The following is a 15,111-nucleotide window of genomic DNA, read 5'->3' as shown; positions in this document are numbered from 1 at the left end:
TGGACGACTCGTCCACTTCTTTTTTAGTGGGGTGATTCGTTTGTATATGGCAGGCAAACAGCTGCTAAAGTCTGGACTTTCTTTTCCTTATGATGAGAAGTATGTTCAAGTTGTAGAAAGTATCGTCAAAACGAAAAAAGGGTATCGCTGTGTGCGATGCGACAACGAAGATCAACAACTTTTTGCGTCTTTTCCGTGCGCTCGTTGTGGACGTATATGTACGTATTGTCGAAAATGTGTCACGATGGGACGATGTAGCGAATGCAATCCGCTCGTCATATGGACTGGTCCAATTCCCTCCACCTCTTTTTCTTCACCGCTAAAATGGAGCGGTAAACTATCCCCGGCTCAACAACTTGCTTCCGACGAAGTTTGTCATGCGATTGATCGAAACGACTCATTGCTCGTTTGGGCCGTATGTGGTGCAGGAAAAACGGAAGTGTTATTTGAGGGAATCGATCTGGCGCTGTCGCACGGAAAGCGCGTTTGCATCGCCGCTCCGCGCACAGATGTCGTGTTAGAGCTAGCTCCGCGCTTGGCGAGCGTATTTCCATCGGTCGATATGGCGGCATTATATGGCGGTAGTCAAGACCGTGGCAAACTTGCTTCATTGACGGTGGCAACGACGCATCAATTGCTTCGGTATTATCGGGCGTTCGATGTCATGATTGTTGATGAAGTCGATGCGTTTCCGTATAGCGTTGATCCGATGCTTTCGTACGCCGTTGAACGTGCCCGAAAACCGACGTCTTCACTCATTTATTTAACTGCAACCCCAAACGAGCAATGGCAACATGAAGTAAAAAGTGGAAAACGGAAAGCGGTCATGATCCCAGCCCGTTATCATCGTCATCCGCTCCCTGTCCCTACATTCGAATGGTGCGGCAATTGGCAAAAAAAGTGGCGCCACCACCGTTTACCGCTATGTGTCATTCAATGGCTCCATGCACGTTTATCACAAAAGAAGCAAGCCTTTTTATTCGTCCCTCACATCGAATTTTTACAACAAGTGGTCCCGTACTTACAACAATTTCATCCTCTCATTGAAGGGGTGCATGCTGAAGATCCGAAACGAAAAGAAAAAGTGCTCGCTTTTCGTCGCGGACACATTCCTATTCTCGTCACAACGACGATTTTAGAGCGTGGGGTGACTGTGCCAAACATTGACGTCGCTGTGTTCGGTGCAGAACAACCGATTTTTACAGAAAGTGCGCTCGTACAAATTGCTGGACGAGTCGGGCGAAGTGCGCAATATCCGACAGGTGATATTCGCTTTTTTCATTTTGGAAAAACGAAAGCAATGGTTAAAGCAAAGCGCCATATTGTACGTATGAACGATGAAGCACGAAAGCGAGGGTTGCTTGACGAATGAAATGTGTCATTTGTCATGATGATTGGATGCCGAAAATGTCTTTTTCGATCTTTTTGACGCTTCGGCAAGAGGATGTTTGTTGCCCGCGTTGCCGCGCTCGTTTTATTCGTTTAGAAGGGAATCGTTGTGAGCGATGTAGCCGTTTAATTGATCAGGCGGTATGTGAAGATTGCATCGCGTGGGAAAAACGAAAAAGTGTTTTAAAACAAAATGTCTCGGTGTATATGTACAATGATTGGATGAAAGAAGTGATGAATCGTTTTAAATTTCGCGGCGATTATGCACTTATTGAAGCGTTTCGTCACGATGTTCGCGCCGTTTTTTCTAAACATTTTTCTTCCGATGTATGCCTCGTGCCCATTCCTCTTAGCCCTTCTCGACTAGCTGAACGCGGATTTAATCAAGCGGAGGCGATCGCTTCCCTTTTGCCATTGCCGATGATTTTTGCTTTGCGACGTATCGATGATGAAAAACAATCGAAAAAAACGAGACGTGAACGTTTCACTGGACGGAAGTTTTGTCTCACCGGAGAAAATGTGGCAGAAAAGCGCATTGTGATTGTGGATGATATTTACACGACAGGCGCAACGGTGCACGAAGCAGCAAAACTTCTGTATGACGCAGGTGCGCGCGATATTTGTTCGTTTACTCTTATCCGTTCATAGTTGGGAACAAAATCCCATTGAAAAGTGCGCAACGATGGTCGATATAAAAAGTAGGAAACTTGGAGAACGGAGATGGGTCGTTATGGAAATTCGCGGATACGGACATTATCGCTCGGCATCCTCATCGTCAACGACTGTGACGTTAAAAGCCGGAGATGTGTATGAAGCGGTCGTGAAAGAGCAAGTAAGTGAAAAAGAAGCGATCGTGCAATTGCGAGGGGTGGATATTCGGTTTCGTTTTGAAGGAGACGTGCCGCCTTCTGGGAGAGTGAAAGTGCAAGTGACAGGTGGGAATGGAGAAGTGGTCGAAGGGAAGGTTGTGACACCTCCTTCCACATCATCATTTGAAACGTTTGAAACGCCTGAACTTCGCCAAGCGGCAACGATCGTTGCTCAAAAGCAACTGCCGCTCACTCGCGAAACGGTAGAGGCATTGCGCACATTTTTAGCAGAAGGGAAAGGAACGGTTGAACAAAAGTTAGAAACGATTCAAATTGCCGCAAGTAAAAAGCTTGATATGACAGTAAAGCAGTTACAAGCGGTTCATGAGGCGCTCCACGGCAAGCCGTTAAGTGCATCGCTACATGATATCGTGCGCGCCATTGACGCACATTTTTCATTTACTCCAATCGCCAAACAACCGTCGCAAACGATTAGCGAATTACGTACACAGTTACAACAAGAAAAAAATATAGACCGCGTCATCGAATGGACGAAACAGTTTGCCGAAGAAAACGGGCATGAGGAGATTGCGAAAGCTGTTCGTGAAGCGACTGTAATGAAAGAGAGAGGTCATGAATCGTTTGCCCGCAGCCGCATTATGCAAGCGGTCGCTATGGCAGAAGTGAACGAAAAGAAAACGAATGACGTACAAACAGAACGGGCAACGACGCAAGAGAAACAGTTGCAAATCATTCGTCAACAAATTGAACGCGAGCCGATTGTCGCCAAAGCGATCGCTATAGCAAAAGGAAGCGACGTCGTTCGTCAAACGCTCGGGCCAGCATTACAAGAGGCAGAACAGTTGTATCGCTCAGGTCAACCACTTCGTGCTAAACAAAGATTGCTTGAAGCGTTTGCTTCTGTAGAGAAAAACGAAGATGTTCCGGTACAATCGGCCTCACCTTCACAAAAGCAAGTCATCGATGAAGCGAAACGCATCGTTCGCAACGCTCGCCATGTCGAAGATGCGGTTCGTCAGCTGAAAGAAACGGTTTTACCACGCATCGAATCGAAGGAACTATATGAAGCCGTTGAACGTGTACAACAATTAGGAGAAAAAGCAAAAAACGACCTTATTCAAGCATTGCGTACGGTAGGAGACCAACCGAGTAAGTCAACATTGCCGTTAGAAAGAAAAGAAGCACAGCTAAAACAAGTGGTTGATTTACGAAAACAAGCAGAAAGCGATCCGAATGTGAAAGCCGTGGAGGCGCAAGTGAGAGAAATCGTTCGAGCATTGCCAGTGGAACAGGGAGAGAAGCTCGCTCGCGCTTTTGACCAAGCGAAACAGCTGGAGACGGTTGGACGAAGTGTCGAAGCTCGTCAGCAGTTGGTGCAAGCATTACGTACGGTGGAAGAAGAAGCGATTGCGGACGTCGTGCGGACAGCGAAAGAAGTGGTTCGAGCGAATGCGCCAACGTCCACACCGTTGGAAGCCAAAGAAACACAGCTGAAACAAGTGGTCGAGGTGCGGAAGCAAGCAGAAAGTGCCCCAAATGTGAGAGTGGTGGAAGCCCAAGTACGCGAAGTTGTTCGTACGTTGCCAACAGAACAGGCAGAGAAAGTCGCTCGCGCGCTTGAACAGGCGAAACAGTTGGAGACGGTTGGACGAAGTGTGGAAGCTCGTCAGCAGTTCGTGCAGGCGTTACGTACGGTGGAAGAAGAAGCGGTTGCGGATGTCGTGCGGACAGCGAAAGAAGTGGTTCGAGCGAATGCGCCGACAACGGCAGTAGAAGCGAAAGAATCGCAGTTAAAGCAGGTCACTGACGTGCGTAAGCAAGCAGAAAGTGCGCCGACGATGAAAGCAGTGGAGCCCCAAGTGAGAGAACTCACTCGTACGTTACCAGCGGATGAAGGAGAGAAAGTCGCTCGTGCGCTCGAGCAGGCGAAACAGCTGGAGACGGTTGGACGAAGTGTGGAAGCCCGTCAGCAGTTCGTGCAAGCGTTACGTACGGTGGAAGAAGAAGCGGTTGCGGATGTCGTGCGGACAGCAAAAGAAGTGGTTCGAGCGAATGCGCCTTCAACGGTAGTAGAAGCGAAAGAATCGCAGTTAAAGCAAGTTACTGAAGTGCGGAAACAAGCGGAAAGCGCGCCGACGATGAAAGCAGTGGAGCCGCAAGTGAGAGAAGTCGTTCGAGCGTTACCAGCGAACGAAGCAGAGAAAGTCGCTCGTGCGCTCGAGCAGGCGAAACAGCTGGAGACGGTTGGACGAAGTGTGGAAGCCCGACAACAGTTGGTGCAGGGGTTACGTACGGTGGAAGAAGAAGCGGTTGCGGACGTCGTGCGTACAGCAAAAGAAGTGGTTCGAGCGAATGCGCCGGCAACGGCAGTAGAAGCGAAAGAATCGCAGTTAAAGCAGGTCACTGACGTGCGTAAGCAAGCGGAAAGTGCCCCAAATGTGAGAGCAATCGAGCCGCAAGTGAGAGAAGTCGTTCGAGCGTTACCAGCGAACGAAGCAGAGAAAGTCGCTCGTGCGCTCGAACAGGCGAAACAGCTGGAGACGGCTGGACGAAGTGTGGAAGCCCGTCAGCAGTTCGTGCAGGCGTTACGTACGGTGGAAGAAGAAGCGGTTGCGGATGTCGTGCGGACAGCGAAAGAAGTGATCCGAACGAATGCGCCAACCACGGCGTTGGAGGCAAAAGAAACACAGTTAAAGCAGGTCGCTGAAGTACGGAAACAAGCAGAAAGTGCCCCAAATGTGAGAGCAATCGAGCCGCAAGTGAGAGAAGTCGCTCGTACGTTACCAGCGAACGAAGCAGAGAAAGTCATTCAAGCATTAAATCAAGCAAAATTATTTGAAGCAGTTGGTCGTGGTGCAGAGGCACAGCAAAAGCTCGTGCAAACGTTACGTGCCATCGAACAACAGCTCGTGCCTGAATATGTCCATCGTGCAAATATGATTGCCGATCGCCTTGAACAACAAACAATGACGTTGGCAGAAGCGGTTCGTGAGCTTCAAGGTGATGCGACACTTGCTAAACAACCAAATATGGCGCAAACGCTTCAGCAAGTTACACAAATGCTCGACAAACAACGCCAACAGCTATTCACAGCCCTTGTAATAACAGAAAGTGGAAAACGTGTAACGAATGATGTACGTGTTGCTATCGCTCAAGCGATGAAAACGATACAAAAGGAGCCAAATGTGAAAGAAGCGCTAAACGTGGCGCGTGCGCAACTCGCTCAACATATGGAACCGTCACTTCATGAAGCGTTTGCTCGTGCTGATGAGCTTGCAGAAAACGGGCGAGAAATGGCCGCAAGACAAACGGTCGTTCAAGCGCTTCAACAAGTTGAACAGACGTTGTTGCCAAACAATACCTCAACAGCTGATGATGCGGCGTACGAATCGTTAGCTGCGCTCGGCTTGCAATCAAAAGATATTATCGTGCAAACCGTCACGAAACGGATGGCAGAAGCGACGAAACAGTTCCAACAAACGAAGCGTGATATGATGCGCAATTTAGAGGCGATTGATCATCTCATTACTCAATACAAGCAAGCGGCGCGACCGCAAGCAAAACAATTGCTAGAAACGACGATTAAACAGCTCGACCAAACGATTTTAAAAAGCGATGCGATGTTGTTTGCCGATATGACGATGGAGAAAAAATTACTGCAAGCAAGTTCGCAATTAGCAGAAGCGAAAAAGCTGTTAGAGAAAGGGCAAATGACAGAAGCGCAAAAAATCGTAAAACAAGTAAAAAGTACGCTTGAACAAATGCAATTTAAGCCGTCCGATGTGAAAGTGAAGCATTTTGTCGACGCTCAGTCTCTTAAACAACAAGCGCCAGAACAAGCATTACTCGCGCAATGGAACGATGTTGTCCAACCGGAGCCGTCCGCGCGTCATATGCTGCAAACGATTCGTCGCCTCGGCTTGATGCATGAAACCGATATGGCGAATGCACTCGTGTTTAACGGTGAAAGCGAACAAACGGAAGATACGATGAAAGGACTCTTAATGAAATTAGCACAGACAGGTGGAGAAGCAGCGAAACAAGCAGAACAAGCGTTGACGAATATGACCGGGCAACAGCTGCTGAATAAAAACGATCAAGGAAGTGCGATGCAAACGCTCTTTTTTACGATCCCGTTGTTGCTACAAAAGGAAGTAAAAGATGTGAAAGTATATGTCAATGCCCGAAACGACGGAAAACGAGTCGATTGGGAAAACTGCAGCTTATACTTTTTACTTGAAACGAAAAAGCTCGGCGATGTCGGCGTGCTGTTAAGTGCGAACGAACGAACAATTTCTGTGACGTTTCGTAACGATCGCGAAGATTTTGCAGAGCGCATGCGTCCGCTCATCGAAACGGCGACAAAAAGGTTGGAAGACATCGGCTACCGCGTCGGTCACGTACAATTTACGACGTTTGAGAAAAAAGAAGAAAAAACGAATGAGCCGAAACGGGCAACATGGACGGAGAAAGGATATGATTTTACAATATGATGTACTTTAACCAAAAACGAAAACGGGAAATAAACGGTCCGTCGGCGGCGGTCATTCGCTATGAAGAAGGAGATAAAGCGCCGACCGTCGTCGCCCACGGGCGCGGCTATGTGGCAGAAAAAATTATCGAACTCGCCAAACAAAATGGAGTGCCCGTCGAACAAGATGCCGCGCTCGTACAACATTTACTTGATCTTGACCTTGGCGATACGATTCCCCCACAACTGTACGCAGTCATCGCAGAAATTTTAATTTTAATTGAAAAAATGGAACGAAACTATTAAACATTGAAAAATCGTGACGATAAATAAAGTAGGTGAACGATAAAAGGAGAGTGAGCGCGTGGAATTTTTAACAGAAGAAGCGGTGTATAAAAAAACGCCGCAACAATTAACAGCGCTACTTTATGAAGGGTTAATTGAAAGTGTAGAAGAAGCGATCGCAAGCACAAAAAAAGGCGACTACTCTTATGCCAACAAACTATTGCAAAAAGCAAACGATATTTTACAACGACTAGGTGTTGGGTTAAATTATGACGCAGGCATTATCGCTCATCAATTAGATGCGCTATACAACTATATGGCCGAGCGTCTTATTGATGCCAATATGAAAAAAGACGTAGCCATGATGCAAGAAGTGTTAACGATCGCCAAAGACATTGCGACAGCATGGAACGAGGCACTAAAAAAACAACCGACAACAAACGTTGTGGCAAAAAAAGCGGCGACATATGAACAATTTATTATGACAGAGTAAAGGAGAGAAAAAAATGAGAATCAACCATAACATTCAAGCATTAAACGCTTATCGTAACTTAGCGGTCAACCAATCGAATACAGCGAAAAACTTAGAAAAACTTTCCTCTGGTTTACGCATTAACCGCGCAGCAGACGATGCAGCAGGTTTAGCCATTTCCGAAAAAATGCGCTCGCAAATTCGCGGATTAGAAGTTGCAGAACGCAACGCATTAGATGCCATTTCGCTTATTCAAACAGCGGAGGGGGCGCTCAACTCGATTCACAGCATTCTTCAACGTATGCGTGAATTAGCAGTGCAAGCGGCAAATGGTACAAATACAGATGATGATCGTGGACATATTCAAAATGAAGTTGAGCAATTAATTGAAGAGATTGATCGCATTGCGAATAAAACAACATTTAATGGCACGCCATTGCTGGATAATAGTTTTATTAATGTTAAATTCCAGATTGGTGCAAATGAAGGAGAGGAAGTAGAAATAAGTATAGCAGGTATGACATCATCACTGTTAGGTGTTAGCGGTTTAGATGTTTCTACTGCAGCTGGAGCATCGAGTTCTATTACAACGATTGATGATGCGATTAATATAGTTTCCACAGAACGTGGCAACCTTGGCGCTTACCAAAACCGTTTTGAGCATGCAATCAACAACTTAAAAACAGCGCATGAAAATTTAACGTCTGCGGAGTCACGCATTCGCGATACAGATATGGCGATGGAGATGACGAACTTTACGAAAAACAACATTTTAAACCAAGCAGCACAGGCGATGCTCGCGCAATCAAATCAGCTCCCACAAGGAATTTTGCAATTGTTAAAAAGCTAATGGGTAAAAAGGGTAGGTCGATGCGACCTCGCCCTTTTTTTGTACGTGTGGCATAATAAAAAGAAAAAAGGTGTGAACGATGATGGAAGTGCAAAAAGTATCGCGGGCGTCGTTGAATCGTGTCGAAAAAAAAGACGATGCGCCGATGGAATCGGTGTCGTTTACGGAAGTGATGCATAAGAAAAAAAGCGACGTGTTATTTGAACGTTTTCAAACGATGGCGCAAGAAATTGAAGCGCAAGGGAAAAGGTTAGCTGAGTCGCAAACGGTAGAAGATTTAAAAAAATATAAAAAGCTTGTGAAGCAATTTTTAGACGATGCAGTGAAAAATAGTTTGCAGCTCGAGGAACAGCGCGGATTTAGTCGCGGGGGACGGACGAAAATTTATAAGCTTGTGAAAGAAGTCGATCAAAAGTTAGTCGAGCTGACAAATGCGGTGTTGGAAAAAGAAAAAAAGGGACTTGATTTGCTTGGACTCGTCGGTGAAATTCAAGGATTGATTATTAATATTTACACATAAGGGAGGGGAAAGCATGTTAGATAACTGTCCAAAATGTGGAAGTTTGTTTGTGAAGACGCAATTTCGAGATGTGTGCGAGGCATGTTATAAAGAAGAAGAAAAATTGTTTGAAAAAGTGTACGCATTTATTCGAAAACGGGAAAATCGAACAGCAACGATGCCACAAGTAGTGGATGCCACAGGAGTAGAAGAAGCGTTAATTGTTAAATGGATTAAAAAAGGACGCCTGCAGCTCGTTCATTTTCCGAACCTCGGTTATCCGTGCGAAAAGTGTGGAGCAACGATACGTGAAGGGCGACTATGTTCAAAGTGCATTGGTGGTATCCAGAAAGAAATGACGAAAATTCAACGAGAAGAGGAACGACAAAAACAAGCGAAGCGTCAAACGACATATTTTACAGAGAGAGACGACTAAACATTTTTTTCTTTTAGCCGATAATAATCATAAGGAAAGAAGAACGGGAAAAGCGAGGTGGGATGATGAAAATTAATCGTATTCAGCCGATGAGCGTCAATCCGTATGAACGGACGTCGCGCGTTGAAAAACCAACAAAAGCGACGAAAAAAACAGATCAAGTCGAAATTTCAAGCGCGGCGAAAGAATTGCAAGAAGCGGCGAAATTTTCTTCGGAACGGTTAGAAAAAATGGAGCGGTTAAAAGCAGAAGTGCAAGCAGGGACGTATGCGATCGATGCGCGTGCCATTGCGGAAAGCGTGTTGCGCTATTATAAACGATGACGGAGCGAATGAACATGATCGATCTTATGGAAAAGCTGCTGACATTTCACCGTGGACTGTTGCAGCTGGCACAACAAAAAACAGAAGCGATTAAAAAAGGCGACATTCATGCGTTGCAACAAATGATGGCGAAAGAACAAAAATATGTCATGGCCATTCGCCAGCTCGAGAGCGAACGAATGAGCCTTCTTTCACATTTACCTGAAGAAGAGCGAACGGTTCGTTGTTACGCAGAACAGTTGGAAGAAACGGAACGTACAAAGCTTCTCCACTTAGCAAGCGATTTAAGCGAAACAATCGCACGGTTGAAAGAGCAAAACGAGCTCAATATGCAACTATTGCAACAGTCGCTTCAGTTCATTCATTTTACCCTTGATCTCATGATACCGAACGAACAAGATGTGACGTATGACCCGAAGCGAACGGATGAATTGCCGCCACGGTCGTCGTTTGAAGCAAAAACGTAAGGGGGTTTTTTTGTGCTTTCAACATTTCATGGATTAGAAACGGTACGGCGCGGGATGACTGCCCAACAACAAGCACTATACGTCACCGGCCATAATATCGCCAACGCCAACACACCAGGTTATTCGCGTCAACGCGTCAATTTCGAACAAACGCCGCCGTATCCGTTTGCGTCGAAAAATCGTCCGGTTATGCCAGGACAAATGGGAACAGGTGTAGAAGGCGGGACAGTACAACGCATGCGGGAACAATTTTTAGATGTGCAATATCGAGGAGAAAATATGAAATATGGCTACTGGAATACGCGTGCGGAAGCGTTATATAAGATGGAAGAAATTATGAACGAGCCGTCGGACGAAGGGTTAGCAAAAACGCTCGATCGTTTTTGGCAGTCGCTACAAGATTTAGCCGTCAATCCTTCCAACTCCGGTGCCCGTTCAGTCGTTCGTCAGCGCGGCATTGCGGTAGCAGAGACGTTTCATTATTTATCAAGCTCACTCAAATCGATTCGCGATGATTTAAAAAATGAATTGGATGTCACAGTGAAAGCGATAAACTCGTTAGCCCGTCAGCTGAATGATGTAAACAAACAAATTAGTGAAGTAGAAGTGCACGGGTATTTGCCGAACGATTTATATGATGAGCGCAATCGGCTGTTAGATGAGCTGTCGCAATATGTGAATGTGAAAGTAACGACTGTATCAAGCGGCGGTAGCGCGTTAAAAATTGCCGAAGGACGTTTTACGGTCGAGTTAGTAGATCGAACAGGAAGCACTGTGATAGGTACGCTTGTCGATGGACGTTTAGGGACGGTCAATGAACTTCAAGTGAATTATCAAGATAACATAACAAAAACAGGACCGATTGTCGGTTTTTCACTCGGGAATACAACGTTTTCAACATTTGAACGTTTGAAGGAAAACGGAAAAGTAGGTGCTCTTCTTTATTCGTATGGGTATAGCGAAGATGGGGGTACAACGACGAAAGGGCTATACCCTGAGATGTTAGGTGATTTAAATGCGATGGCAAAAGCGTTTGTAGACGAATTTAACACCGTTCATCAAACAGGAAAAGGATTGACTGGCTCTACAAATATTCCTTTTTTTGCGTATGCAGATCCGAATGATGTGATGGGAACATTAGATATAGCAGACGACATAAAAAACTCTCTGGACAATATTGCCGCTGCTTCATTAACAGGTGCTGGGACAGGAGACGGAAGTAACGCCCAAGCGCTCGCTGAAGTGAAAAATAGTACACTTTCTATTACAGGAGTAACAACAACGATTCAAAACTTTTATGAAAGCTTAATCGGACAAATGGCAGTCAACGCGCAAGAAGCGAAACGTTTGTCGGAAAATAGCGAAGTGCTTCGTCAATCCGTTGATGAGCGTCGCCAGTCGGTCAGTTCCGTATCGCTCGATGAAGAGATGATGAACATGATGAAATTCCAGCATGCGTATAACGCCTCTGCGCGTATGATTACAATGATCGATCAAATGTTAGATAAAATTATTAATAATATGGGCATCGTCGGAAGGTAGGTGAGTAATTCATGCGTGTAACACAAATGATGCTTGCGAATAATACGCTTCGTAACGTAAGTAAAAGTTACGATAAACTCGGTACGTATCAACAACAATTGGCGACAGGGAAAAAAATTCATCGCCCATCCGAAGATCCGGTCGTGGCGATGAAAGGGATGCATTATCGTACGAGCTTAACAGAAATCGAGCAGTTTCAACGCAACCTTTCTGAAGCGTACACGTGGATGGAAAATTCGGAATCAGCGTTAGGTCATACAACAAGTGTATTGCAACGCGCTCGTGAGCTTGTCGTACAAGCGAAAAACGGCACGCTCGGTCCAGAAGACCGTCAAGCGATCGCGCGGGAAATTGAGCAGTTGAAAAAAGACTTAGTACAAGTCGCCAACACGAAAGTAGCAGGGAAATATATTTTTAACGGCACAAAAATTGAACAAGCGCCTGTGACAGACGGCACCCCACCGACGGTTAACAACAACAACGATGATTTTATGGTCGAAGTCGCCAAGGGAGTAAAACTAAAAATTAACGTCACGCCTAATAATGTATTTAACCAAGGATTGTTTAATACGTTGCAGCAAATTGAAAACGAATTAGCCAATCCAACAGGGAATTTAGACAATTTGCTTTCTCAATTAGACGGACATATAAACGACGTCCTTGCCGAACGGGCAGAATTAGGGGCGCGCGTCAACCGTCTAGAACTTGTTGAACAACGTCTTTCTGAACAACAACTGATCGCGAAACGAATGATTTCAGATAACGAAGATGCGGACATTGAAAAAATTATTACCGAATTAAAGTCGCAAGAAAGCGTTCATCGCGCTGCGCTTTCTGTCGGTGCGCGCATCATTCAGCCGACGCTCGTTGATTTTTTACGTTAAGGGGATGAGTTGAAATGAAAATCCCGCAGCTAACGATGCAAGCGACATTTCCGCAATTATCGATCACGATTGAGCGCGGATATATGCATATGCGCCAACAACAAGCCGAGCTGTCGATTGAACAACCGAAACCGCAGCTGGAAATGAAAACGACGCCTCCGCGCTTAACGATCGATCAAACGGAAGCGCGTGCCGATGTCGATTTAAAACATATTTTTCGCCGCATTGAAGAAGCAGCGCAAGACGGTTATGCGAGCTGGTTATCATATTTAGAAACGACAGCGATGCAAGGCGATGAATTAATGCGCATTGAACAAGGTGGCGACGTGCTTGCGATGCAAGCGCAAGCGAACAGCGAGCGCCCACCTTTCGACTATAACGTTGGGCTAATTCCACGCCCATTTAGCGTAAAAATCGGCTTCGAACAAGGGCGCATCGAGATGAATTGGCAAACGTCAGGAGCGCGCATTCATATCGAACCGCGCCCTGTACAAATCGACTATAAACCGAACGTCGTGCATATCGATTTAGCACGTCATAACAACTTGCGCATCGATGTGAGCGTATAAATGAGGGATGAAGATGAACATCGAAACGAAATATCACGGAACGATCGAGCTGTCTGACATGGCGATCGTTTCATTTGAAAACGGGCTACCGGGTTTTGAACATGAAAAGCAGTTTGCATTGCTGCCGATTCATGACTCACCATTTACAATTTTACAATCGGTACAAAATAAAGACGTAGCGTTTGTCATGATCGAGCCGTTTTCTTATTTTCCAACGTACGAAGTTGAACTCGATGATGCGACGTGCGAACAACTAAACATTCAAGCAGAAAACGATGTCGCGCTATACGTCATTTTAACGGTCGCCGAACCGTTTACAAACACGACGGCAAACTTACAAGCACCTATCGTCATTAACGTCCACGAACGAATCGGCAAGCAAGTCATTTTAACAAATACACCGTATAAAACGAAACATCGCTTGTTTCCAGAAACGGTTGAAGCGAAATAAGGGGGCGAGAACATGCTTGTGTTAACGCGCAAATTAAAAGAAGCGATCCAAATTGGCGATGACATTGAAGTCGTCGTTCTCGCCATCGACGGCGATCAAGTGAAACTTGGCATTCGTGCACCGAAACATATTGACGTGCATCGAAAAGAAATATATCTCGCCATCCAACAAGAAAACAACGCAGCATCACTCGCCTCCATGACTTCGCTTCAACAGCTATCTCATCGATTAAAGAAAGGAGGGGAAGAAAATGAGCGTTAGCATCGGCGGTGTTCAAGTCCCTGGCGTCATCGCTCGCATCGTTCAAGACAACAAAGCGATCGCCGAACAAGCATTAAACGAAATCATTAATAAACATAAGGACGATCCTGCTCGCATCGTCAAAGAAATACAACAACCATCGCCGTTTTCACAATTTCTTGACATTAAAGTATAAAATTTTTTTCGCAACCTATTAAACTTTGAAAAAAACAACCGATAATAAACGTGAGGGCAAGAAAGAAGGGCGGCCGACTTCATTCTTGCTAGCTAAACCACATGGACGTGGGAAAACAAATTCAAGGAGGAATATGAAATGAGAATTAACCACAACATCGCGGCGTTAAATACGCATCGTCAATTAACAATCGGGCAAAGCGCTACAGCAAAAAACATGGAGAAATTGTCTTCTGGTCTTCGTATTAACCGTGCAGGCGACGACGCAGCAGGTCTTGCGATTTCTGAAAAAATGCGTAGCCAAATTCGCGGCTTAGAGCAAGCATCTCGAAACGCACAAGACGGTATCTCGTTAATTCAAACAGCTGAAGGCGGTTTACAAGAAGTACATGCTATTTTACAGCGTATGCGCGAGTTAGCTGTTCAATCTTCAAACGACACGAACGTTTCACAAGATCGGGAAGCTCTTCAAGATGAGTTTGAACAACTTGGAAAAGAGCTAGAAAGAATTAAAGATAAGACGACATTCAACACACAAGAATTGTTCCAAGGTGCTTCGGGAAGCAATGTAAACTCTAGTGGTAAGCTTGTGCTACAGGTGGGAGCCAATAAAGATGATACCATCGAACTAGATTTGACAACTAAGGGAATTGACTTGAGTGATATCGTTAGTGATGCTCAAGGTGAAGATATTAGTACTCAAAGTGGAGCGGCCGGCGCTATTAGCAAGTTAGATGATTTGATTAAGACTGTTTCTGAAGGTCGTTCGTACTTAGGAGCAATGCAAAACCGCCTAGAGCATACGATTGCGAATCTTGACAATGCAGCAGAAAACTTAACAGCTGCGGAATCACGTATTCGCGACGTAGATATGGCGAAAGAAATGATGGAGTTTACGAAAAACAACATTCTTTCTCAAGCAGCACAAGCAATGTTGGCTCAATCCAATCAAATGCCACAAGGCGTATTGCAACTCCTTCGGTAATTTGATTGGAAGGGCGTCTTAGCTGGAAACGGCTAAGAGGATGACTGGGTGAATTGCTGGGAAGCCCTAAAGCTTTCCTTGCCACAACGAAGCTGGAAACGGCAGGCGTGACGGCGTGAAAAAAGGAAAGATGGAACAATGGGCAATCAGCAGCCAAGCTCCTGTGAGGAAACTCTGGAGAAGGTTCAACGACTAGGACATACCACCTAAGGCGAGGGCTATG

17 protein-coding genes are annotated in these 15,111 nt (G+C 45.5%); all 17 read left to right on the top strand.

The features are described from left to right. Positions 1–31: 31 nt before the first annotated feature. Positions 32–1,372, top strand: coding sequence for an ATP-dependent helicase ComFA (locus tag ES017_RS07275; RefSeq protein ID WP_171334967.1), 1,341 nt, complete (start codon positions 32–34; stop codon positions 1,370–1,372). Next, positions 1,369–2,037, top strand: a complete 669-nt coding sequence (locus ES017_RS07270) for a ComF family protein (RefSeq protein WP_021095712.1) — start codon at positions 1,369–1,371, stop codon at positions 2,035–2,037. Before ES017_RS07275 ends, ES017_RS07270 begins: the two co-directional genes overlap by 4 nt. Positions 2,038–2,119: 82 nt before the next feature. Further along, positions 2,120–6,712, top strand: a complete 4,593-nt coding sequence (locus tag ES017_RS07265) for a metal-dependent peptidase (protein ID WP_021095713.1) — start codon at positions 2,120–2,122, stop codon at positions 6,710–6,712. Then, positions 6,709–6,996: an EscU/YscU/HrcU family type III secretion system export apparatus switch protein gene (locus ES017_RS07260; protein WP_009362432.1), complete on the top strand. Its 288-nt coding sequence runs from the start codon at positions 6,709–6,711 to the stop codon at positions 6,994–6,996. The genes ES017_RS07265 and ES017_RS07260 overlap by 4 nt, the downstream gene beginning before the upstream one ends. Positions 6,997–7,054: 58 nt before the next feature. After that, positions 7,055–7,468 (top strand): flagellar export chaperone FliS, encoded by a 414-nt coding sequence (fliS, locus tag ES017_RS07255; protein WP_021095714.1) that lies wholly within the window; start codon positions 7,055–7,057, stop codon positions 7,466–7,468. A 13-nt stretch (positions 7,469–7,481) separates the two neighbouring features. Then, positions 7,482–8,297 carry a flagellin N-terminal helical domain-containing protein gene (locus ES017_RS07250; protein WP_055441498.1) on the top strand — a complete coding sequence of 272 codons (816 nt, stop codon included), beginning with the start codon at positions 7,482–7,484 and terminating at the stop codon, positions 8,295–8,297. 82 nt (positions 8,298–8,379) lie between these two features. Further along, a complete protein-coding gene (locus tag ES017_RS07245) occupies positions 8,380–8,817 on the top strand; it encodes a YaaR family protein (protein ID WP_035063520.1) in 438 nt (145 codons plus the stop codon). 13 nt (positions 8,818–8,830) lie between these two features. After that, positions 8,831–9,232 (top strand): TIGR03826 family flagellar region protein, encoded by a 402-nt coding sequence (locus ES017_RS07240; RefSeq protein WP_021095717.1) that lies wholly within the window; start codon positions 8,831–8,833, stop codon positions 9,230–9,232. A gap of 62 nt (positions 9,233–9,294) precedes the next feature. Further along, complete coding sequence (flgM, locus tag ES017_RS07235) at positions 9,295–9,555, top strand: flagellar biosynthesis anti-sigma factor FlgM (protein ID WP_235045452.1); 261 nt, start codon at positions 9,295–9,297, stop codon at positions 9,553–9,555. Between the two features lie 14 nt (positions 9,556–9,569). Further along, complete coding sequence (locus ES017_RS07230; RefSeq protein WP_021095719.1) at positions 9,570–10,022, top strand: flagellar protein FlgN; 453 nt, start codon at positions 9,570–9,572, stop codon at positions 10,020–10,022. Between the two features lie 12 nt (positions 10,023–10,034). Then, positions 10,035–11,564 carry a flagellar hook-associated protein FlgK gene (gene flgK, locus ES017_RS07225; protein ID WP_171334931.1) on the top strand — a complete coding sequence of 510 codons (1,530 nt, stop codon included), beginning with the start codon at positions 10,035–10,037 and terminating at the stop codon, positions 11,562–11,564. Between the two features lie 11 nt (positions 11,565–11,575). Next, positions 11,576–12,448 carry a flagellar hook-associated protein FlgL gene (gene flgL / locus ES017_RS07220; protein WP_021095721.1) on the top strand — a complete coding sequence of 291 codons (873 nt, stop codon included), beginning with the start codon at positions 11,576–11,578 and terminating at the stop codon, positions 12,446–12,448. A 14-nt stretch (positions 12,449–12,462) separates the two neighbouring features. Continuing rightward, positions 12,463–13,017, top strand: a complete 555-nt coding sequence (locus tag ES017_RS07215; RefSeq protein ID WP_021095722.1) for a DUF6470 family protein — start codon at positions 12,463–12,465, stop codon at positions 13,015–13,017. Positions 13,018–13,030: 13 nt separating this feature from the next. Beyond that, a complete protein-coding gene (gene fliW, locus ES017_RS07210; RefSeq protein ID WP_021095723.1) occupies positions 13,031–13,468 on the top strand; it encodes a flagellar assembly protein FliW in 438 nt (145 codons plus the stop codon). A gap of 12 nt (positions 13,469–13,480) precedes the next feature. Beyond that, positions 13,481–13,729: a carbon storage regulator CsrA gene (gene csrA, locus ES017_RS07205; RefSeq protein WP_042894877.1), complete on the top strand. Its 249-nt coding sequence runs from the start codon at positions 13,481–13,483 to the stop codon at positions 13,727–13,729. Then, positions 13,719–13,904 (top strand): hypothetical protein, encoded by a 186-nt coding sequence (locus ES017_RS07200; RefSeq protein ID WP_009362420.1) that lies wholly within the window; start codon positions 13,719–13,721, stop codon positions 13,902–13,904. Before csrA ends, ES017_RS07200 begins: the two co-directional genes overlap by 11 nt. 138 nt (positions 13,905–14,042) lie before the next feature. Then, a complete protein-coding gene (locus ES017_RS07195; RefSeq protein WP_042894880.1) occupies positions 14,043–14,888 on the top strand; it encodes a flagellin N-terminal helical domain-containing protein in 846 nt (281 codons plus the stop codon). Positions 14,889–15,111: the final 223 nt, after the last annotated feature.

It is taken from the genome of Anoxybacillus sp. EFIL (assembly GCF_013096955.1).
In the GTDB taxonomy this organism is placed as follows: domain Bacteria; phylum Bacillota; class Bacilli; order Bacillales; family Anoxybacillaceae; genus Anoxybacillus; species Anoxybacillus ayderensis.
The sequence above is the reverse complement of the archived record's forward strand: the minus strand, read 5'-3'. Positions and strand labels throughout refer to the sequence as shown.